Raw genomic sequence first — 21,767 nt, 5'->3', positions numbered from 1 at the left:
CCTTACCCTTAATCAATTAATCTAGTGTATTAACTGTAAATATAAACCTGGTTACCCATAAAGCTCAGCTATACTCAAATACTTCTGTGGCATGGGAGGTGTTCTGAGTGCAACATACATAAATCGCGGTAACATGTCTTCAAGTGAGCACCGTCGATTAAAGCGATAACAATATTCAGCTAAATATCGAGATAAGTGTCTAGGGTTGATAGAATGATAAGTCCCTGTAATGGCATTCTTTACATTTCTTATCATCGTATTGACCCAAATGAATTGCTGTTTTGTCACACTTTCTGGTCCACCACCTGTCACTATGCTGAAATGCTCGCATTCCGCGTCTTTAACGGCACTAAAGCAAGCGAGTCCATCAGATACGACGGTACTTCCTTTAGATAAATGTGTTTTTGTTGATATTGCTGCTATAAAAGACAATTTATTTTCTGAACCTCGGCCTCGTTTGCCACCATGACACTCACCGCCATAATACACATCATCAACTTGAACAATACCCGATAATTGGCGTTTATCATCTCGCTCTTTCATGACTTGCATGATTTTTTGTTTCACCCGCCAAGCCGTACTATAAGACACGCCTATTTGACGTTTAAGTGATAAAGCTGAAATACCGACTTTCGATTGAACAATTAAATGTACACTTAAAAACCAGATAGTTAAGGGAGGTTTTGAATGTTCAAATATCGTATTGGTTGTTAATGATGTTTGGTGATGACAACGGTTGCACTGATGAATTTTTCTGGATTTTAACGTGCGGTAACTTTGTGAAGAACATTCAGCACAAATAAAACCAGTAGTCCATTTCCAATTAAACAACGCCTTTACACATTGCTCTTCAGTTCCATAATGCTTGAATAATGCTAATAAACTAAAGCCAAGCTGATGTTGAATTTTACTTTTAGCCATGACTATTCTCCAAATTAAGCATTACTCTATATATAGCTCATATTTCAAAATTTTCATGGCTGAAGCTCATAGATAGTCAGGAAAAGGAAAAAGGAAAACATTAGCACCCGGTTTGCGCTTAGGTTTGTGTGTGCTCAGTCGATTTCGAGAGGCCTTTACCCTGGTGAGATAAGTGAAAGTGTTGGACGTAAATAAACTTTTATAACAATTAGTTGTGGCTTTCATACAAGGTGGGTATTACGAGCGTCATTGAGTAAAAGTGAGAAAGCAATTGCTGCAACATAAGGAAGATTACCGAGCTTATCTTTCAATATTTACCGTCTAACTGCATTATTTTTTCTCCCTTAGGTAGATTGGTATTGTGGAGAAAAATACCAGCCTTAAATGTAGTCAATTTAAATAACTATGCGAATAAAAAGGTGCTTTATGCGACCGTGCCACTTTTTTAACAGTCGAGATTATTACCAAGGTTGCTTTAGGTTAAATATCGGCTGACCATTGGATGATAACATTAAAACACAGTTGTTTTTTGTGCGTTAGTACTGTCATACGTTAATGAACTCGTGATTTATGCATCGAGTATTAACTGCTATATTTGATGGTATGAAACAGTGAATGTACAAAGAGGGAAATGCATGATTGTGCAGTCAGCCCTTCAGGATCAACCTCATTTTATCATTACGATGGCCGAGCATAGTTTATTAGCGGGGCAATTTGCTAGAGCCTTTGGCAATACGCGCTTTGAATCTGTTTCTCCGTTATCAGAAATGTTGTATCTGATTGATCACCATGACCAAGGTTGGTTTGATTTAGATATCTCTCCCAGAGTCAATCCGAAAACAGGCTTGCCTTGGCATTTGTCAAATACACCAAATAGATTAAAAATGATGACTATGATGAAGTCGGTTCATTTTAACCAAATGCATCATTGTTATTGCGGTCTGTTAGCGGCAATGCACATGTGGGGAATTTATCATGGTCGTTATGGGTTAAGTGGCAATGCCTTGATTGATACCATCCCTAAGAAATATAAGGATGAATTTAATCAAGAGTTTATTTTGCTAGCGAAAAAGAAAACTTGGCTAGAAACACAATTAGCGAAAGATCCTACTACTCAAAATTGGCTACGACGCTATTTATGGCAAAACTATAAGCAGTTACAATTTTTTGACTCATTAGCGCTCTATTTTAATTGCACTGGTGAAACAATGCGATTACCAGCGTCATTTGTTCAAGTGCCATTATCGGCTATTCAAACACAAACCATAAAGATTGAACCAATAGAAAATAATCAATATCTGCTAACCCCTTTTCCTTTTAAGCAACCCAAAGTGAGCATTAGCTTTCAGGGCCGCTATTTGTTGCCTGAACAAAGAGATACAGATCAGTTACATCAAGCACTCTTATATGCACCGTTACAGAGGCAACAGGTGCAATTGGTTGGCACGTGTTTGTAATGGATTTTGTTAATTTAGTATCACCTTTTTTAGCTTTGTTGAAGGCTGGGTTTGGTGGGTGAGATTAATCCTTTATTGATCTCTACTAAGTCCTTTTCTGTCAATGTGCCCGCAGCTTGTTTTAATGCTAATACTGAGTCAATGTACTGATAACGAGCTTGAGCGAGTTCACTTTTTGAATTGTATAACGTACTGGTGGTATTTAGCACATCGACTATGGTACGAGTGCCCACTTCAAATCCCGCTTGTGTGGCTTTGGCTGCTATTTGGGATGAGGTTACAGATTGTTTATAAGCTTTAATCGTACTGATTGCAGCATTGACGTTATTGTAATCACTGCGAACGTTCTGAATGACACTTCGATGAGTTTGCTCTAATACTTGGCAGGCGTTGACGTAATCATCTTGAGCTTGACGGACCTGAGAATTAATTTTTCCTCCTGAATAAATAGGAATATTGAGGTTGAGTGATACAGATGATGTATTATAGTTATAACTATTTGGATAATCAGAGTTGTTAATATCTTCATTGTATTTATCTGCGTTGGCATTAAGGCTCAATTTGGGGAGATGTCCCGCTTTATAATAATCAATGTTTTTTTCCGCTATCTCTTTTCCTACATCATCAGACAGAAGTGATAAATTTTTATTATTTGAGAGCGTTACCCAATCACCTATATTAGTCGGTAGGATTGGGCTAGTTTCAAAATGGGTGGTATCAAGAATATTAAGATGTTTATCATTAATACCCGTAATTGCTCTTAAACTTTCGTAATCATTCGTTAACGTGTTTTGGGCAGTAATCGATTGTGCCGTTGATAAATCATATTGTGCCTGAGCGGATTGTACATCGCCAATGGGTGAGAGCCCGACTTTAAATCGTGCTTGAGTTTGTGCGAGTTGGCGTTTATAGGCTTGTTGAGCAGCAATATTAAAACGGTAGTCATCTTGAGCGGTGAGGACATTAAAATAGGCTTTGCTTACCCTGACGATGAGGTTTTGTAATGCTGCTGCATAGGTTATATCGGCTTGAGAGGCTGTTTTTTCCGCAATGGTGAGTTTAGACCAGAGACTGCCATCATAGAGTGTTTGTGATAAAGAGAGGCCTGCGGAGGCAACATTGCCACTTGCACTGAGACTGGGGTATTGATTATCCCAAGTATGGGAGACGCTCATATTGCCGCTGATTGTAGGCAGTAAAGCAGCTCGAGACTGATTAATATTCTCATACAGGGAGTCACGTTTGGCTTTAGCTTGCAGTACTGTTGGATCGTTTTGGAGTGCTTGTTTATAAACATCCAGTAAACTAGTGGCATGAGCCGTTTGAGTTGAAGCCATTAAGGCTAATGACAGACAAAAGGTGAAATATTTTAATTTCATGTGTTTATCCTTAATGGTGTAACTATGTTGATTAAGCGTATTTAGTGGATCTTGATGCATTTTAATGGTTAAGAACTTGTGCTCAGTAGATAGGTATTTAAGGGGGGATCATATAATCTTGTAGGCAGGATGCAGTGATCCCATTTTCTTTCAAAGCGGCAAATAAGGCTGAAGAGGAAAAGCCCTGACAGTTGAGTTTAGCTTTTATAGTATCAATGCGTTTTCGTTCTGCAGTTTGACTGCATTGATGTTTCCAAGCAATTTCTTTTAATGAATTAAGTTCTAATAACCAATGAATGCTTTCCATTTCTTTATTCGTAAATTTGATATTACCAAATTGAAAACATTCATGTTTCACATCAATATCTAAGGCTTTTACTTTTGTTGGGCATTCAATTTGATCTAAAGGGAGAGGTTTAATGTTGAATTTACACCAAATTGAGCTAGAAATACTGCTGATGATAGGTTTTTTTGCGTACAAAGACAGTAGATCATTGTCTTTTAGGCTTCTTTGTGTTGCAACTGAAAAAATGTCTACAATATTGCCATAATTATCTGTTATATCTGTTTTATATTTTATTTGTTGTTTTTTTAATATACTTTGATGTTCGAGATCCATATGGTTCCATGATGTTATCCCTGAATTGATCCTATGTCCTATTTTTTTATAAAGCCCTGACGACCAATATTGCACTAACCAGTCATAGTCACTTGAAATAGCATATATTATTTTTTTTTCAAGATTTAATTTGCCAAAGAAAGTATGCATAATACCTTCTTTTTGTTCTGTTATTTGATTCTTAAAAAAAGTACATGCTTGCTTCATTTCTTTTGAATGAATATTCATAACTCCCCAGCCCCCAAAATAGAATGCTATTTTTAAATAGATTGTGCATTCTTATTCTTTAAACCCAAAAATGGTTCTTTTATAATTACCAGTTTAATTTTAGTATATAATTTGTTGGCATTTTACTTATATTAGACAAATAAATCACGTTAAAGTTGATTAACCCACTGTGTTGTCGAATAACTTAAATATATTTAATATTAGGTTTAAGTTCCTTTTTCTTAGTTTTTATTACACTATTTTGTTTTTTGTGTTATTGAATTAGCTACTATTATTAATCCCTATTCATTTTTTGTTTATCTTATTATTATGTTTAGGTGGGCAATTTTTTATTTTTACTTTATTTATTTTTCTTTATTTAACTTTTACAATATTTTAATTTTCCTAACTTTTGACTTAAATCATTGATTGTTGGTTTGTTTCCCTTTTTGTTTTGATTGGCTTATTGATTTGGAGAGTTATGGGTAAGAGATAAAGTTAATGATTGTATAAAGAATGGTTTTATTAAAGTTCATTTTCACTTTCTATTGATTACCTATTTAAAATTACTCGTTATCATAATATTGATTTATATTCAAGTTGTGATATTGATAACCTGACAGCATTTATTTTCCCTTTAGAATGAGATTCAAGTTTTAGAAACACCAGTAACTTTATTTTCTATCAAGTCATCTCATTTATTGTTTTAGAGATAATGTTATTTCATAAAATATGTCAGTGATTAAAAGGGTGAGTTTATATGTTCTTTTTATCTTTAAGTCAGGTTATTGATCGTGTATCTGCAGATTGTTGGGACAATATTGCTGTTAAAGATCTTAAGCAAACTCTTACATATGGAGAATTAAAAACATTATCAGATAACGTATCAGGTTATTTTCAACATCATCCCCAATATAAAAAAGGTGGGATTGTACTTTTACATATTGAAAAAACGGTGTATTTACCTGTTGTGTTGTTAGGTATATTGAAAGCTGGTTTAGCTTATATTCCACTATCAGAATTCCATTCTGATGAGCAGATCTGCTCAATTTCATTAGATTCACAAGCCAGTATCTTATTGACTGATAGCAAAATATTAAAAAGTTCATTAGTGGAAAAACTTGCACTTCCAGTGTGTCATCTTGAGGAAGTATTAGTTACCAGTCATCATTCTCAGCTTGAGTTCCCTGATATTGTTTCAACGGATCTGGCATATATTCTTTATACCTCAGGTTCGACTGGAAAACCGAAAGGGGTCATGATTGAACATGGTCAACTTGCTTATTATTCTGAGTGGTTTTCAGGTCAATCTTGGGGAGACTCTGCGCCTAGTTTGCCTTTTACATCGGCAGTGAGCTTTGCTGCGGCAGTGAGCCAAATTTATTATTCGTTACGTCGAGGCGAAGTGTTACATATTTTGCCTGAAGACTGTTTGCGAACACCTAAATTATTGCTTAATTGGTATCATCGACATCCTAATGCTGCGCTTTATTGTGTGCCTACTGTGTGGCGAGAGTTACTGGCTTTTTTCGCGTTAATGTCTGAGGAAAATCATGAACTGGCTTTGCCAAATGTCGTGTTATTGTCAGGGGAAGCGGTTCCTGAAGCCTTAAAAACAGAAAGCTTTCAAATTGTGCCCACATTGCGATTGTATAACTTATATGGCCCGACAGAAGCAACAGCAAATGCGACTTTTTGTGAACTTTATCCAGAGATCCCTGTGCATTTAGGTCAAGGTATTATAGGTACTGAGATCTTGTTATTAGATGAGCAAAAAAAGCCTGTTGTGAAAGGGGAAATTGGCGAACTTTATATTGCGGGTCATGGGGTGGCGCGGGGGTATCTTAATGATCTTGAGCGGACTAAGCAGCGTTTTTGCTCTTTATACAGCGCTCAAGGTCAGTGGTTATGGGCCCATGGAAGTGGCGATTTAGTGAAAATGGATGAAAATGATCGATTAATCTATTTAGGTCGAAAAGACAGTCAATTGAAATTAAATGGTATTCGATTTGATGCTGGCGATATTGAGCAAGCAATATGTTTATTCCCTGGTGTGAGTGCATGCATTGTCACTGTTTATCAGAGTGATAATGGGATCCAGTCTTTAGTTGCTTATGTATTATGTGAACAAGGTGAACCATTGGATAATAAGATGATTTCTCATCAGCAATGGCGTGAATTTTTACATGGAAAGCTCACTGACTCACTCTTACCCACTCATTTTATTTGTTTAAATACGTTTCCTAAGTTGCCCAATGGAAAGCTGGATAAGTCACAATTACCCCAGCCACAGGGTATTAATAAGGCAACGAGTCAGTTACAAGATAACAACCCTGAGCCTTGTATAAATAATGAAGACACTCTAGAACAAGCTATTTTTGCTATTTGGGAACAAGTACTCGCATGTGGAACGATAGCGCGACAAGATAATATGATGGCGCTGGGGGCCAATTCTTTGCATTTAATGCGAGTTCAATCCCTTATTGAATCACAGTTGGGGTATGTATTGTCTTTTAATGATTTCTTTGATTATCCCAGTATAAAATCTTTAGTGAATAAACTGAAATCAATGCCAAAAAATCAACAGCCTGCAAAGGAGCAAAGAGAGACTTCAAGTGCATTTTTAAGTCATGAACAAGTTTATTTTATGACATTAGATTGTTTCAGTGAAAATACCGATTATCAAATTTATTTTTATCATGAAATAAAGGGGATATTAGATACGGCGTGTTTAAAAGACAGTCTTTTTCGATGTGTAAAACACAATCCTATATTACTGACGCGGTTCAACCTTGATATGACTAAACATATTGATGTGCCATTTACGCTTGATGATATTACGATTATTGAAAAAAAAGCCACATTAGCTCAGGTTGAAGATCCACAATGGCTGCTGAAATGTGCTCAATCCGTTTGCACTGATCTCGATTCAGGTCCTCTTATTCATTTTCAGTTGTTAAGTATAGAGGATGACTTCCATGTATTATTGCATACAGTTCATCATGTGGTATTTGATCGAGAGTCAATCAATATTTGGTCACAAAAACTAATTGAATATTATCAATACCTTAAATTTGACAAATCTATTCTTGTTGAACAGGAAAGTGATTATAAAGAGTATATCAATGACCAACAAATATTGAGGTCACAAGCGCGTGATGAAGCATTAAACTTTTGGCGTAACCAGTTGCAATATGACTTTACTGCTTGGGCAGGCGAGTCTATTCATTCCGGTACAAATCATTGTGTTGAGTCTCAAGCTTTACATGGCTATAAAGCCAATAAAGTACAGCTTCTTGATTCACAGCAGCATGAAAGCTTGTTTAGGCTTGATTATCGATTGGGCTTATTAGTGGATATTGAAGCATATGCTCAGCGCCATAATGTGACCGTGTCTATGATCATGTTAACAGCTTTTTATTTGACTTTACTACAGACTAATGAGAAGCAATTTTGTCAAATAGGGATCCCAGTCTCTAATCGAGAGAGAGCTGGTTTTTCCCAAACTTTGGGTTGCTTTGTCAATATGATTAATTTCTGTGTTGATGTCCAAGATCATCTTTCTTTTACGGATTTATTAACTCGATGTAGAAGCAGTTTCTTTAAACGCTTACCTTATGCTTATATGAGTTACGGTGAGCTCGTTGATGATTATCGACAAGAACATAATGCTTCTGTGATCCCTTTCTTAGCGAATTTTAATTATTTAACCCCATTGCCAAGATTGAATGTCGGGAATACACAGTGGACTGTTCAAGAGATCCAACCCAATGCCGTTAGGCAAGGGATCATGTTAACGGTGGAAGAAAAGCAAGATACGTTATTAGGGTATTTATGTTTTGATATTCAACAGTATTCAAATGAGGATATTTCATTTTTTTCAAGATTATTTGAGAAAATAATTAATGATGAAATTTATAGTGAGTCCTTTTCATTTTAGTGTGGATATATATTGATTTTCAACGTTGTTATTAAAAATAAAGCCCTATGTAATGAAATATTACTTTTAAATTTTAATTAAGGTGGAGGCATAATATGGCATTTGAATATTTATTGCACTCGGTATTGGAACGATCGTTCAAATCATTTTCAAGCTGTACTGCTTTAAAAACCGATAGTCGCAATATTAATTATAATCAATTATTAATGATGAGTAATGTTATTGCTAAAAAATTAATGGATAGTGGGGTTAAGTCAGGTGATATTGTTGCTGTCTATTTAAATAAAAGCCCTGAAATGATTGCCTGCTTATTAGGGATAATAAAGTTAGGAGCAATATATTTACCTTTAGATACCTCTTTTCCAGAAGAAAGATTAAAATATATGCTGGAAAACTCACAGGCAAAAGCTGTTATTGATGATAAAGTAAATAAACCATTTCCAATTAAACAATCTTGTTTAAATATTAATTTATCAGAGGTCAATTGGGAGTTAGATATTTCATTTGAGCCGGTTATTATTAATGATACTTGTCCATGCTATGTCATTTATACCTCTGGCTCAACAGGACGGCCAAAAGGTGTGCTGGTTTCACACCGAACGGTTGTTAACTATTTACAGTGGATGCAAAACGCTTTTACATTATCTTCTTCAGATGTGGTTTTAGCGCAAACGACTTTTAGTTTTGATGTGTCTGTTTGGGAGATGTTTTGGCCCCTTTGTATTGGGGCAAGTTGCGCAGTGATTGAGGATGAAAAAAAATACGACCCTGTCTTACTAGCTGATTTTATGCAAACCCATGGGGTCACTGTGGCTCAGTTTGTGCCGACAGCGTTACATACAATTGCTGATACTCAGGTATTGAGTCGTTGCTCTCAGTTAAGGCATCTTTTTTCTGGTGGCGAAGCACTGGATCAAACATTAGTTCAGCAATTATCAACGCAAACATCTGCGATTATCCATAATTTATATGGGCCAACTGAAGCTAGCATATTTTGCTTTCATTGGATTGCGGATCCTCAATTCAGCAAAGGCTACGTGCCCATTGGTCAGCCAATACCTCATGCTAAGGCGTATATATTGGATGAGCAGGGGAAGCGTGTTTCTCAAGGGCAAAGCGGTGAACTGTATTTAGCCGGAGATATTTTGGCAAAAGGATATATCAATAACGTTTCAATGACTGAGTCTAAGTTCGTTCATAATCCTTTTTCAAATGCTTTTTTTATCGACACTCGAATGTATAAGACCGGTGATCGAGTGCGTGAACGTGAAGATGGCGTTTTGGAATATTTAGGCAGAATGGACAGGCAAGTTAAAATAAGAGGTCATCGAATAGAATTAAGTGAAATTGAATCTGTGATTTTTAATATTAATGAAATTAAAAATATCGCAGTAAGTTATGAAAATGAAACAAACAGTAATAATCATTCTGGCTTAAATAATAAAGTATTAAAAGCTTATTATACATTGAAAGAAGGCACAGAGTTAAGTGTTGAATTAATAAAAGATCATTTAGAAGAATACTTACCTTTTTATATGTGTCCATCACACTTTATTGAACTAGAGAGAATGCCTACGTTAAATAATGATAAAACAGATTATTCACAATTGGATTCAGTAAAGAGAATTATTAATAAAATCAAAAGAGAATATATTATGCCTATATCTAAAGCTAATTTTAATAATGATACCGAGTCAAAGATTTCAGAAATTTGGAAAGAAATATTAAATAAAGATTACATTTCACTAAGTGATAATTTCTTTGATGTTGGTGGTAACTCTTTATTGATGGCAAAAGTACATCGACATATTAAAAAAGAGATAACGGATAAAGTGTCAATAATGGATCTACTTCAATTTCCGACAATAAAAAAACTCAGTCAACATATAGATAAGCAATAGTCACATCATCGATTTAATTTAGCGGGTATTAAAGAGGTATATATTATGAAGTCTAAGGCAACTGCTCAACATAAAGATATTGCAATTATCGGAATGGCTGCACGATTACCAGGTGCATCAAATGTGAATGACTTTTGGGCGAATCTTATTAATGGTGTCGAAAGTATTACGCAATTTACTAAAGAAGAATTACGCGATTCGGGTATTGAAGAAGCATTAATTGCATCTCCAAATTATGTTCCTCGTAGAGGTATTATAGGCAATGCACAACATTTTGATGCACACTTTTTTGATGTGACACCTAGGGATGCTGAAACGTTAGATCCACAACATCGGGTATTTTTAGAATGTTGTTGGCATGCATTTGAAGATGCGGGATATGTTCCAGAGCAATATCCTGGAAAAGTCGGTGTATTTGGGGGGACGGGAACGGCTTGGCATTTAAATGAGGTGAATAACCATCCTGATGTCCATCAATATGCCAGTGGTACCTCGATTGTGACTAATAATGATAAAGATTATGTGACGACTCGAGTGTCATATAAATTAAATCTTAAGGGGCCCAGTGTCAATGTGCAAACCGCCTGTTCTACTGCATTGGTTGCCACTGTCATGGGGATGCGCAGTTTGCAATGTGGGGAGAGTGATTTAATTCTTGCTGGCGCCGCGTCTATTGATACACCAGAAAAAAGGGGTTATGAATATAAGCAAGGAGGGATGGAGTCTGCTCAAGGGCGATGCTATACCTTTGATTCAAGAGCTGATGGCACTATTTTCAGTCGAGGGGCAGGCGTATTGGTTTTAAAACGCTTAGATGATGCGGTTCGTGATGGCGATCATATTTATTCTGTGATTAAAGGTGGAGCGATCAATAACGATGGCAATCTAAAAGCGGGATTTACTGCGCCCAGTATTGATGGGCAAATCGCGGTGGCCAAAAGTGCGATTGATGAATCGGGTATTGATCCAAGTCAAATCAACTTTATTGAGGCTCACGGTACGGCGACGGCACTAGGCGATCCCATTGAGTTTTCTTCACTTTCACAAACTTTTCAAAGTTATACCGATGATAAACAATTTTGTTTATTGGGCTCAGTTAAAAGTAATATTGGGCATACTGATGTGGCTTCAGGTGCCGCCAGTTTAATTAAGACGTCTTTATCGCTGAAAAACCATCAACTGCCCGCATCGTTGCACTATCAATCACCTAATCCAAATATTGACTTTGAGAACAGTCCTTTCAAAGTGAATACTGAATTGACGCGGTTAGATATGAATAAAGAGCCGTTAAGAGCACTGATTAATTCTTTTGGTGTGGGAGGCACCAATGCGTGTGTTATTGTTGAAGAGGCGCCGATTCAACGACTCAGCGATCAGGCTAAAGGACACTATATTTTGCCGTTATCAGCAAAGAGTCGAGAAGCGTTAGAGGAAATGAAAGGTAATTTAGAACAGTACCTTGAAGTCAACCCTGAGGTTAATTTAGCCGATGTGGCTTATACCCTACAAGTGGGCCGTGAGCAGTTTAATTTTAGCAGCTTTGTGGTGGCAAATGATAAAGCCAGTTTTAAGGAAAAAGTGAGTCAAGCTCAAGTCATTAAAACGAGCTTTAAAGATACACCTGAACTGGTATTTATGTTTCCAGGTCAAGGTAACCAATACATTAATATGGCAAGGCCTATTTATGATGCTTATCCCGTATTTAAGGAAACATTTGACACTTGTTGTGATCTGTTGACACCGATTTTAGGTCGAAACATTAAAGATATTATCTTTCAAGAAGCGGACAGTCAGTCGCTTGAAAAAATCAATGAAACTCAGTTTACTCAACCTGCATTGTTTATTGTTGGTTTCGCCATGGCTAAATTGTTGGCGTCTTGGAATATGACTCCCAGTGTCATGATAGGACACAGTGTGGGTGAATACGTTGCGGCGTGTTTAGCCGGTGTTTTTAGTTTGGAAGATGCATTAAAAGCGGTAGTACTTCGTGGAAAATTAGTGCAAGGCCTACCGGCGGGTTCTATGTTAGCCGTATTATTAACTGAAGAGGAGGTTAGTGAACATATTAAAGGGACAAACATTGAGATTGCGGCAATGAATTATCCTGGATTATGTGTATTGGCTGGTGATCTGGATGAAATAGCCGAGTTACAAGATCAATTAGAAGATGATGGTATCTTCTGTAAGCACTTAGATACGTCCCATGCTTTTCATTCCTATATGATGGAGCCAATATTAGAGGCGTTTAAAGACGTCATTGCGGGGATCACATTAAGTGCCCCAAGTATCCCTTTTGTGTCAACTGTGACAGGGGATTGGATCACCGATGAATTAGCGACCGATCCTGAATATTGGGTACAACATGTTCGTCAACCCGTGAAATTTAGCCATGCACTGAAAACCTTATTGGCAACGGATGCAGAATTAGCCTTTTTTGAGGTGGGCCCAGGACGGTCTTTAGACTCTGCGGTTAAGCAGCATGTCAAACCAGGTGAAACGGTAGTGGTGTATTCTTCATTACCTATAGCAAAAGAGCAAGACACATCGGTTGAACATTTATTAGCCTCTCTTGCCAGTCTGTGGGCCAATGGGGTGACATTACCTTGGGCTCAAATGCATCAAGGGACAGTGAGAAATCGCTTATCATTGCCTGGTTATCCATTCCAACGCAAAGAGTTTAAATTACCGAAAGCAAAAACCGCTGTTGATGGGGTCGAATTAAATTCGCTTAAACTGCTAAAGCAGAAAAAAGCAGATATAGGTGATTGGTTTTATATCCCTTCTTGGAAACGAGTAGGCCAATCTTATTTAAATAAAAATATTACTGCGCAAGCTTCTTGTTGGTTAGTGTTTGCCCAAGAAGATGGTCTGTCAGACAGCATTAAAGCAGAATTAATGGCGAGATCTGAACCGATTATTTGGGTCACAAAAGGAGAGACTTTCAAGCAGGTTGAAGGCGAAAATCATTTTATTATTGACCCCAGTAACGTAGAGGATTACCGCTCATTATTTAAAGCCATTAAAGCCCATGAGTTAACCCCTAATAGAGTGTTACATTTATGGAATGTACAAGTGCAAGAACAAGATCTGCAACCGTTGACACAAGCCAGTATTGCAGCATCAAGACGGGCAATTGTAGCGCAAGAAATTAATGGTTTTTACAGTCCTCTTTATTTACAGCAAATGTTAATCGAAGCGAATTTACTGGATAACTTACAGTTAGTTTTAGTTTCAAATAATACCTATAGCGTGGCGGGAGAGACGGTGTATTCCCCTGAAAATGCTTTGTTAATGGGGCCTGCCCGTGTGTTTTATCATGAATATTCAGAGATCCAGTGTCATCAAGTGGATATTGATTGGGTGAATATGGGTCAAGAGCAAGATATTGCTCAGCAATTGATTGTTGAAGCGCTTATTCCCTCTGACGGACAAATCATTGCCTATCGTGGAAAGTTACGATTTGAAGAAGATTACCAAGGAGTGTACTTAGATCAGCTGCCACAGAGTATGCCCCGTTCGGTTCGAGAAGATGGTGTGTATTTAATTACTGGCGGCGTCGGTGGACTGGGCTTGCTGATGGCAGATTATCTGTCGACAGTGTCTAATTGCACTTTATTATTGACGTATCGCTCAGAACTGCCTGAGCGAAATGAGTGGCAACATTGGATAGTCACTCATGCTATTGATGATCCTATCAGTGTGAAGCTTGCGAGTATATTACGTTTAGAAGCAAGGGGAAATACAGTTCATTTATTACAAGCGAATATTTGCGATTTTGATGAAATGCAAGCGGCATTGGCCCCCTTCAAGCAAATTCATGGTGTCTTTCATACAGCGGGGATTGCTGGAGGTGGAATTATTCCACTTAAACAAAAAGAAGATTGTGCTAAGACATTAGATCCTAAAGTAAAAGGTACGCTTATTTTAGATGAGCTTTTGATTGATCACTCTCTTGATTTCTTCATGTTGTTTTCATCCATCACTGCGGTACTTGGCGATGAAGCACGCTTGGATTATTGTTCAGGCAATGCATTTATGGATGCTTATGCAGCCTATCGTAACCAACGAACATCTGGCAATACGACATCGATTAATTGGGGACAATGGGGCGATGTGGGGATGGCCGTGAATTGGACTAAGCAAGTTGATAGTAACAATGCGGCAATGGGGGTGAAGTCAGGCTTTGAGGTGCAAGAAGGTCAATTATTGACCTTAGTGAATAAACAGAGAGGGAATGAAGAATATTGCGTTAATTTGAGTGTGAATCAAGACTGGGTGATTGATGAGCATAAATTAAAAGGTCAACCAACATTAGTGGGTACCACGATTCTGGCGATGTTACATGAATTACTGGCTGATTTTAAATCAACTGAATTGTTGCAAGTGGGGAACTTAATGTTGACCTCTCCAGTTATTTTTGAACATGCATGGCCAAAAAGGATGAGCTTGTTTGTATCAGAAACAGAAAAAGGCTATCACTATAGCTTACGCAGCCGCGGATTATTAGCCCTTGAATGGCAAGAACATGCTTTTGGTACCATTCACCGCTCAACGACACCAGTGGATATTCATCAAGAGGCATTGGCTAATGTGCAGCAGCGTTGTCAAACGCCTGTCGTTGAGGTGGCATTAAGTCAAAGTGTACGAATGGATGATGGTCGTTTCTTGTATTTAAGTGATCGTTGGAATAACCATGGGAAGATCAGCGAAGGCGAGGGCGAGTGGATTATTCAGAAGCAATTGGCTGATGTTTTTAGTGATGATCTGCAACGTTATTCGTACCACCCAGCGATGGTAGATTCTACAGCGATTGCTTGTTTGAGTCGATTATCGGAGCACAATTTCTTACCCATCAGTTACGGCAAAATTACTTTCATTGCGCCACTTGAGATGGATTGTTTCGTTCACGTGTCACTGAAACATCCTTTTAAACAGGATGATGCTACCGTCATGATGAACATCACTTTCTACTCATCCAGCGGAGAGGTATTATTAGTTCTTGAAAATTATACCCTTATTAAAGTGAGTGCGGAAAATCCTGTAGCGTCCACACATGAGGACGATGGGAAGATTAATGTGCCGAATGTGGAGCTGAGTGATAAAGATATTCTTTATTATGAAGGGGTGAGCTCAGTACAAAGATTGATGCAAAATATTGAATTAGAACAAGTGGTTGTGGCAACCAGTGATTTAGGGCAACTCATTCGTGAAACCGTACCCGAGAAAACCATTACCGAGTTTGATACTGCGCCATCTGCGAATGAAGAAGGACATAGCCGCCCAGAGCTATCGGTGGATTATGTTGAGCCATCGAGTGATATTGAGCGTGAAATAGTGAAAGTGTGGCAGTCTATTTTAGGAATTGTGGGTATTGGTGTAAAAGATAACTTTACCGAATTAGGTGGGAATTCCTTATTGGCCGTTCAAGTTATTTCGGCAGTATCTGAGTTATTTGAAATTGATATTCGAGTGGACTTATTTTATCAAGATCAAACGGTATCAGGTTTGGCTAATTTAGTGCTATCAGAGCTTGAGACTTTGTTAGAAGCTGAGTAAGCAGCCAGTCAGGCAACATATTATGTTGCCTGGCGATTTCGTTTCTTTTGTGAGGAATTCATTATGTCGTTAATCAAAAGCCAGCTTCAATCACTGAGTGTGTCTGAAATAAAAGCCTTAGCGAGAAAAAAGGCTGCTAATAAACTAAAGAAAGAAGAATATCTCCTCCAGCAGCACAATGAGCAGCACGATTACTACCCTTTGACTGAAACACAAAAGAGCATTTGGCTTATTAGCCAGAAGCAAGAAAACCAGCTTGTATATAACAATCCTTTTGCGGTGATCTGTCGAGTCGACAAACCATTTTTAGCGGAAATTTCTGAAAAAGCGGTAGCGCATATAGTCAAACAACATACAATTTTTCAAACTGTATTTACTGAAGTGAATGGTGAGCCTGTACAAAAGATACATTCAGGTAAAGCTTATCGTTTTACTTATGATGATATGAGCCATGGCAGTGAAAGTGTGAAACAAACTTGGCTTAAACAAGCCGCAATAGAAGAAGGACTCAGACCGTTAGATTTGTCTCAAGGACCCTTAGTCAATTTTCGAGTGATTAAGGTCGATGAACATCGCTGTGCATTATTGATGATGTTTCATCATATTATTTCAGATGGCTGGACGGTTAACTTATTTTTGCAATCTTTTTTAAGTGCTTATGACACATTGAGTCAAGGTATTACACCGACTATTACGCAAACATTTCAATTTTTTGATTATGTGCTTTATGAACAAGAATGGATAATGTCCGATGAATATAAAAAGGGCATGGTATTTTGGCAAGACAAGTTGGCCGATGTCGAAGGGCAATTACGCATTCCAACGAATAAAATAAAAACATCAACGAATCAAGATAAAGGCGAAATGTGCTCCTTAAAGCTCAGCGCCTTACAATGGCAGAAAATTCAGTCAGCCAGCAAAAGTGTTCATGGAACAGAATTTCATGTGTTTCTTGCTGCTTTTCAGTGGCTATTGCATTTATATAGCAACCAAGAAGAAGTGGTTGTGGGTGTGCCTTTTGCGAATCGCAATGTGGCGAATAGTCAAGCTATTATGGGGGTATTTACTAATACGCTACCGATTGTCGCTCATTTATCGGCTGATTTAACCATAACCGATTTGATTAATGGTGCGAAAAATCAAAGTAACCAAGCTTTTGCTTATCAAAATATTCCTTTTAATCACATAGTGCAATCTTTAGAACAACGGCATTTCTCCCAAAGTAACCCGCTTTTCCAAGCGATGCTTACTTATCAGGTGTTTCCTTTTTATGATCCAGAACAATTTCAATATGAATCGATAAAAGTGGACTATGGTGTTGCCAAGCTTGATTTAAACTTATGGGTTGAAGCTGAATGTGACAGTATTATTTTAACCTTATATTACAATGCTGCTTTATTTGATGCTGATTTTGTTCAGCGAATGATGGCGGATCTGACTCAGATCTTAACTTGGATCTCAAATCATCCTCAGGCTAATTTACACGATTTTTCATTACTTGATACCTCTCAAATTCAGGCTTTTAAACAGAAATCGTTACCAGAAAAAGCCAATGTAAAAACCGTTAGTCAACAGTTTGAAGAACAAGCAGTAAAGCAACCATTGGCACAAGCATTGTGCTGTGAAGGTCGCGGTATGTCTTATGGTACGCTAGAAAAGAAGGCGAGTACGTTAGCCTGTTGGCTTAAACAGCAAGGGGTAGAGAGTGGTGATGTTGTTGCCTTGCAGTTGCCGAAAGATGAATATTATATTGTGGCTATTTTGGCATTGTGGAAAGCGAACGCTTGTTATTTACCCCTGGATGAAAAGCTAAGTGATCAGCAATTGGTTCCTTTACTCACTCATGTTAATGCGACTTTGCTTATTGGTGATAGGCTGAGGCTTGGGGCTCCTGTTACGTATTTAAATCATCGAGATTGCCCTCAAGATGTCACAGGATGTGAGAATTATTTTTGGGGTGAAGATCCTGACTTTGCTGCGTATATTTTATTCACGTCAGGCAGTACGGGCACGCCAAAAGCGGTTGAAGTTACCCATAATCAGTTAGCGCAATACTGTGAAGCGATTACGCCGAAGCTCAAGCAAAAAGTGAATGCACATTATGGCATGTTTTCCTCTTTTAACACCGATTTAGCGCATACTATGGTTTTTCCTGCTTTGATCAGTGGCGGATGTTTGGAGATTATTTCTTCAACGTTACTTGACGATCCTGGTGCTCTTTGTGATTACTTGACTTCGCATCCTCTAGATTGTGCCAAAATAACGCCTTCTCATTTAGATGCTTTACTTCGGTTAGAGAATGCTAAGGCCATTTTACCTCAAGACTTATTGGTCTTAGGGGGAGAGGTATTAACCAAGCAACTTGTTGAAAAAATTAGGCAGCAGTCCCGTTGCCGCATATTAAATCATTATGGTCCCACTGAAACCACAGTTGGTGTGGCTTGTTTTGACGTGCCAGAGGTGTTGCCTGAAGGGCTGGCGAGTGTGCCTATTGGTCATGCGTTGGCAGATAGCCAGTTCCTTATATTGGATGAACAGCAAAATAGGGTGCCTTTAGGGCGCTCTGGAGAGTTGTATATTGCTAGCCATCATATGGCTAATGGTTATCTTCACCAAGAGAGGTTAACGGAAAAGGCGTTCATTCGTCATTCATTATTACCGGATTGTCGTTTATATCGCAGCGGCGATCGTGCTATGCAGTTGTCTGATGGAGCCTTCGCATTTCTAGGTAGAATAGATAGACAAGTGAAAATTCGTGGATTTAGAGTGGAGTTGGCTGAAATTGAGCATAGATTATCGCTGATTTGCCAGCAAAGTGTGGGTGTGTGCTATTTAGAAGGTACGAGCCTTTTTCTGGCTGAATCAAAACCGGCTCAACTTATTGCTTATATTCCTTGTATTGAAAAACGAGAACAGAATGAAATTAGAGCGCTGATTAATCATGAATTACCCCGATTTATGAAGCCAGATCATATCGAGTGGTTGAACGCGTTACCTTTAAATCACAGTGGAAAAGTAGATTATCGTCAGTTAGCAAAGCTGAAATTACAGACTCAAAAAGTGATAAATCGCCCCCATTCAGAGACTGAGCAAAGGTTACATCCACTATTTTGTGAGATCTTAAAAGAGACGGCAGTTGATTGTAAAGTCAGCTTCTTTGAAATGGGTGGGAATTCACTCAATGGTCTGAATTTATTGATTAATATTAATCGTGATTTTAATACAAGCATTAATATTAATGATTTTTATGATAATCCGAGTATTGCGCAATTGGCGATTGTCATTGAGCAAGCACCATCAATACGGCCGCAAACATTAGTGTGTTTACAAGAAGGTGTTGTAACCGACTTTCCTACACTATTGTTGGTCCATCCTGCTGGTGGCAATGTGATTTGCTACCAAAATCTGGTTAAAGAGTTAGGTGAAAACATTCCTGTTTATGCTATTCAAGTCGCTGATTTTGCAACACTGGATGAAAAAGACACTCAAATAAGTTCGCTTGCTGATAAATATCTTCAAGCTTGCGCTGATCTTATAAAGCGTAAAAATATCATTCTTGGAGGCTGGTCTCTTGGGGCCACGATTGCATTTGAAATGGCAGTACAGTTGCATGTCAAGGTTGGGATGACTCCGCGTTTACTTATCTTAGATCAGGGGGCGCCACAGGTGACTGTTGAGGATGCCAGTTTAATGGATGATGCGCAAAAATTGGCGCATTTTGCCCATAAGGTGAGTCAGTTTATGGGAAAAGAGTTAATGATCACACCTGAAGGGTTATCGAGTCTTGATGATAGGCAGCGATCGAAGGTCTTTTATGAGGAGTTTAAACGGGCAGGCTTAGTTCCAAGCAGTATATCTGTTGATGACTTTGCTTATTTTATTCGAATTTTACAGACACACATTGTAGCAACTGAGCAATATTCTGGTGCAACGTATCCCGGAGAGCTTATTGTCGTTGAAGCCAAAACGGTATTGAAAGGGCGAATAAAATTACCTTATAAAGGGCTAGGTTGGCAGGCATTTAGTCAGCAACCTTTGTGTCACTTGTTTGTTGAGGGGGATCATTTATCGATATTGAATCCACCTTATATTCGTGATTTGGCTCAGCAGTTACTGCAGGTGTTGGCATGAGTCAAGTGCCATCTCCTACGTTAACAGGCAAGACGACTCATATTGAGGTGAGTGCTGTAGAGGGAGGGGAGGAAACGTCCTTTGGTAAAGGCCGCTCACAGCAACAAAGAGAGGTGTCATCTTCTCAGTGGTGGGTCATTATTGGTGGCTTAATTGGCGGTTTCATGGCCATTTTAGATATTCAGATCATGAACTCTTCCATTAAGGTGATCCAAGGTGCGTTATCCATGAGCTCAGATCAAAGTTCCTGGCTTATGACTTCTTATTTCACGGCTGAGATTGTGGCTATTCCTTTGGTGGGCTGGTTCACCCAGGCCTTTGGCACGGGGCGTTACGCACTTTATTGTATTGCAGGTTTCATTGGCGCATCGTTTTTATGTGCCAATGCGTGGAGTCTCGATTCAATGTTGCTGTTTCGAACGCTGCAAGGCTTTTGTGGTGGAGCGCTGATCCCCATTTCTTTTCGCTTGATTATTGAACTATTACCAGATGAAAAGCGCCCCCTTGGTATGACCATGTTCAGTGTGGTGTCTACTTTTGCGCCAGCTATTGGCCCGTCATTAGGAGGATGGTTAACGAGCCACTTTTCTTGGAATATGATTTTTTATGTCAATGTATTGCCAGGTTTAATTGCGGCTGGATTGATTTATCAAGGCATGTTGTTTAATAAAGTGCGTTGGGAAGTCATTCGAGCTGGAGATTTTATCGGTATTATTTCAGTGATGCTGTTTTTAGGCTCTTTGGAAATTATTCTAGAAAAAGGGGGGACAGATTATTGGTTTCAAAGTGCTTTGATCTGCTATTTAACGGTAGTGGCGCTGATTAGTTTTGTGATTTTTATTTATGATCAGCTCCATTGTGAGCACCCGTTAATTAATTTAGCCATGTTTAAAGATACGCATTTTTCTTATTGCATGGTGGTGTTTATTATGTTGGGGGTGGCGATTTATGGCACGTTATTTTTAGTGCCTTATTACCTATCCATGGTACACGATTACAATGCTTCTCAAATCGGTTCAGTGGTGATTTGGATGGGGTTGCCGCAACTGTTAGTACTGCCTTTTATTCCGAAGTTAGTCAAACTCATAAATCTTAAGTACATGATTGCACTTGGCTTTGGCGTATTGGCATTGAGTGCTTTTATGGACAGTCAAATGAGCATTAATTTTATGGGTGAGCAAATGACCCTATCTTTGTTTATTCGTGCGTTAGGCCAACCTTTTATTATGGTGCCCTTATCCTTGTTGGCCACAAAAAATGTTACGCGCAAAGACAGCGCTTCTTCAGCCATTATTATTAATGTTTTTCGTAGTATCGGTGGATCGTTTGGTACTGCGATGTTGACGACATTTTTTATTACTCAAGTCCATATTCATAGCAGTAATATTCAAGCCAGTATTGCTGTTGGGAGTCAAGGTTACGCTCACTTTATCAGTCAAGTTAAAGCGATGTTGATGCGCAGTGCCCACGGAGGATTGAATGGCACCGTAGGACAAATTGCTTCATCAATTTTAACGGATCGTATTACACAGCAAGCTGAAATTATGGCATTTAATGATTTATTTCTCATTATGGGTTGTCTCATGTTTGGGACTGCAGTGTGGGTTTTTCTATCTAATCGAGACTTTACTTTGTTTCGTCATATCGAGGGTTAGT

The 21,767-nt window shown here is 38.3% G+C and carries 9 protein-coding genes; 6 read left to right on the top strand and 3 right to left on the bottom strand.

Annotated elements, in window-relative coordinates:
- Positions 1-51: 51 nt before the first annotated feature.
- Positions 52-921 (bottom strand): IS1595 family transposase, encoded by an 870-nt coding sequence (locus Q0976_RS05020; protein WP_299491668.1) that lies wholly within the window; start codon positions 919-921, stop codon positions 52-54.
- 635 nt (positions 922-1,556) lie between these two features.
- Between Q0976_RS05020 and Q0976_RS05015 the strand changes: the two genes are divergently transcribed.
- Positions 1,557-2,378 (top strand): DUF3891 family protein, encoded by an 822-nt coding sequence (locus Q0976_RS05015; RefSeq protein WP_299491665.1) that lies wholly within the window; start codon positions 1,557-1,559, stop codon positions 2,376-2,378.
- A 29-nt stretch (positions 2,379-2,407) separates the two neighbouring features.
- On the opposite strand, the gene tolC is transcribed toward Q0976_RS05015, so the two are convergent.
- Both tolC and Q0976_RS05005 read right to left on the bottom strand, forming a co-directional pair.
- Complete coding sequence (gene tolC / locus Q0976_RS05010) at positions 2,408-3,757, bottom strand: outer membrane channel protein TolC (protein WP_299491662.1); 1,350 nt, start codon at positions 3,755-3,757, stop codon at positions 2,408-2,410.
- 97 nt (positions 3,758-3,854) lie between these two features.
- Positions 3,855-4,604 (bottom strand): hypothetical protein, encoded by a 750-nt coding sequence (locus Q0976_RS05005; protein ID WP_299491659.1) that lies wholly within the window; start codon positions 4,602-4,604, stop codon positions 3,855-3,857.
- 739 nt (positions 4,605-5,343) lie between these two features.
- Here Q0976_RS05005 and Q0976_RS05000 point away from each other — a divergent pair.
- The 5 genes from Q0976_RS05000 to Q0976_RS04980 all read left to right on the top strand — a co-directional run bounded on the left by Q0976_RS05000 (position 5,344) and on the right by Q0976_RS04980 (position 21,766).
- Positions 5,344-8,523, top strand: coding sequence for a non-ribosomal peptide synthetase (locus Q0976_RS05000; RefSeq protein WP_299491657.1), 3,180 nt, complete (start codon positions 5,344-5,346; stop codon positions 8,521-8,523).
- A 95-nt stretch (positions 8,524-8,618) separates the two neighbouring features.
- Complete coding sequence (locus Q0976_RS04995) at positions 8,619-10,424, top strand: non-ribosomal peptide synthetase (RefSeq protein ID WP_299491655.1); 1,806 nt, start codon at positions 8,619-8,621, stop codon at positions 10,422-10,424.
- A gap of 45 nt (positions 10,425-10,469) precedes the next feature.
- The gene (locus Q0976_RS04990; RefSeq protein WP_299491653.1) at positions 10,470-15,980 is read left to right on the top strand and encodes a type I polyketide synthase; all 5,511 of its coding nucleotides are present in this window, start codon (positions 10,470-10,472) and stop codon (positions 15,978-15,980) included.
- Positions 15,981-16,043: 63 nt separating this feature from the next.
- Positions 16,044-20,111, top strand: coding sequence for a condensation domain-containing protein (locus tag Q0976_RS04985; protein ID WP_299491651.1), 4,068 nt, complete (start codon positions 16,044-16,046; stop codon positions 20,109-20,111).
- Positions 20,108-21,766, top strand: a complete 1,659-nt coding sequence (locus tag Q0976_RS04980; RefSeq protein WP_299491649.1) for a DHA2 family efflux MFS transporter permease subunit — start codon at positions 20,108-20,110, stop codon at positions 21,764-21,766. The genes Q0976_RS04985 and Q0976_RS04980 overlap by 4 nt, the downstream gene beginning before the upstream one ends.
- The last annotated feature ends 1 nt before the right edge of the window (position 21,767 follow it).

The sequence above is a fragment of the uncultured Shewanella sp. genome, assembly GCF_947501665.1.
Classification (GTDB): Bacteria; Pseudomonadota; Gammaproteobacteria; order Enterobacterales; family Shewanellaceae; genus Shewanella.
This window is presented reverse-complemented; position numbering and strand designations above follow the sequence as displayed.

Coding starts and splice junctions, on each gene's coding strand:
- Q0976_RS05020 (WP_299491668.1), bottom strand. CDS start 921: ATGGCTAAAAGTAAAATTCAACATCAGCTTGGCTTTAGTTTATTAGCA.
- Q0976_RS05015 (WP_299491665.1), top strand. CDS start 1,557: ATGATTGTGCAGTCAGCCCTTCAGGATCAACCTCATTTTATCATTACG.
- tolC (WP_299491662.1), bottom strand. CDS start 3,757: ATGAAATTAAAATATTTCACCTTTTGTCTGTCATTAGCCTTAATGGCT.
- Q0976_RS05005 (WP_299491659.1), bottom strand. CDS start 4,604: ATGAATATTCATTCAAAAGAAATGAAGCAAGCATGTACTTTTTTTAAG.
- Q0976_RS05000 (WP_299491657.1), top strand. CDS start 5,344: ATGTTCTTTTTATCTTTAAGTCAGGTTATTGATCGTGTATCTGCAGAT.
- Q0976_RS04995 (WP_299491655.1), top strand. CDS start 8,619: ATGGCATTTGAATATTTATTGCACTCGGTATTGGAACGATCGTTCAAA.
- Q0976_RS04990 (WP_299491653.1), top strand. CDS start 10,470: ATGAAGTCTAAGGCAACTGCTCAACATAAAGATATTGCAATTATCGGA.
- Q0976_RS04985 (WP_299491651.1), top strand. CDS start 16,044: ATGTCGTTAATCAAAAGCCAGCTTCAATCACTGAGTGTGTCTGAAATA.
- Q0976_RS04980 (WP_299491649.1), top strand. CDS start 20,108: ATGAGTCAAGTGCCATCTCCTACGTTAACAGGCAAGACGACTCATATT.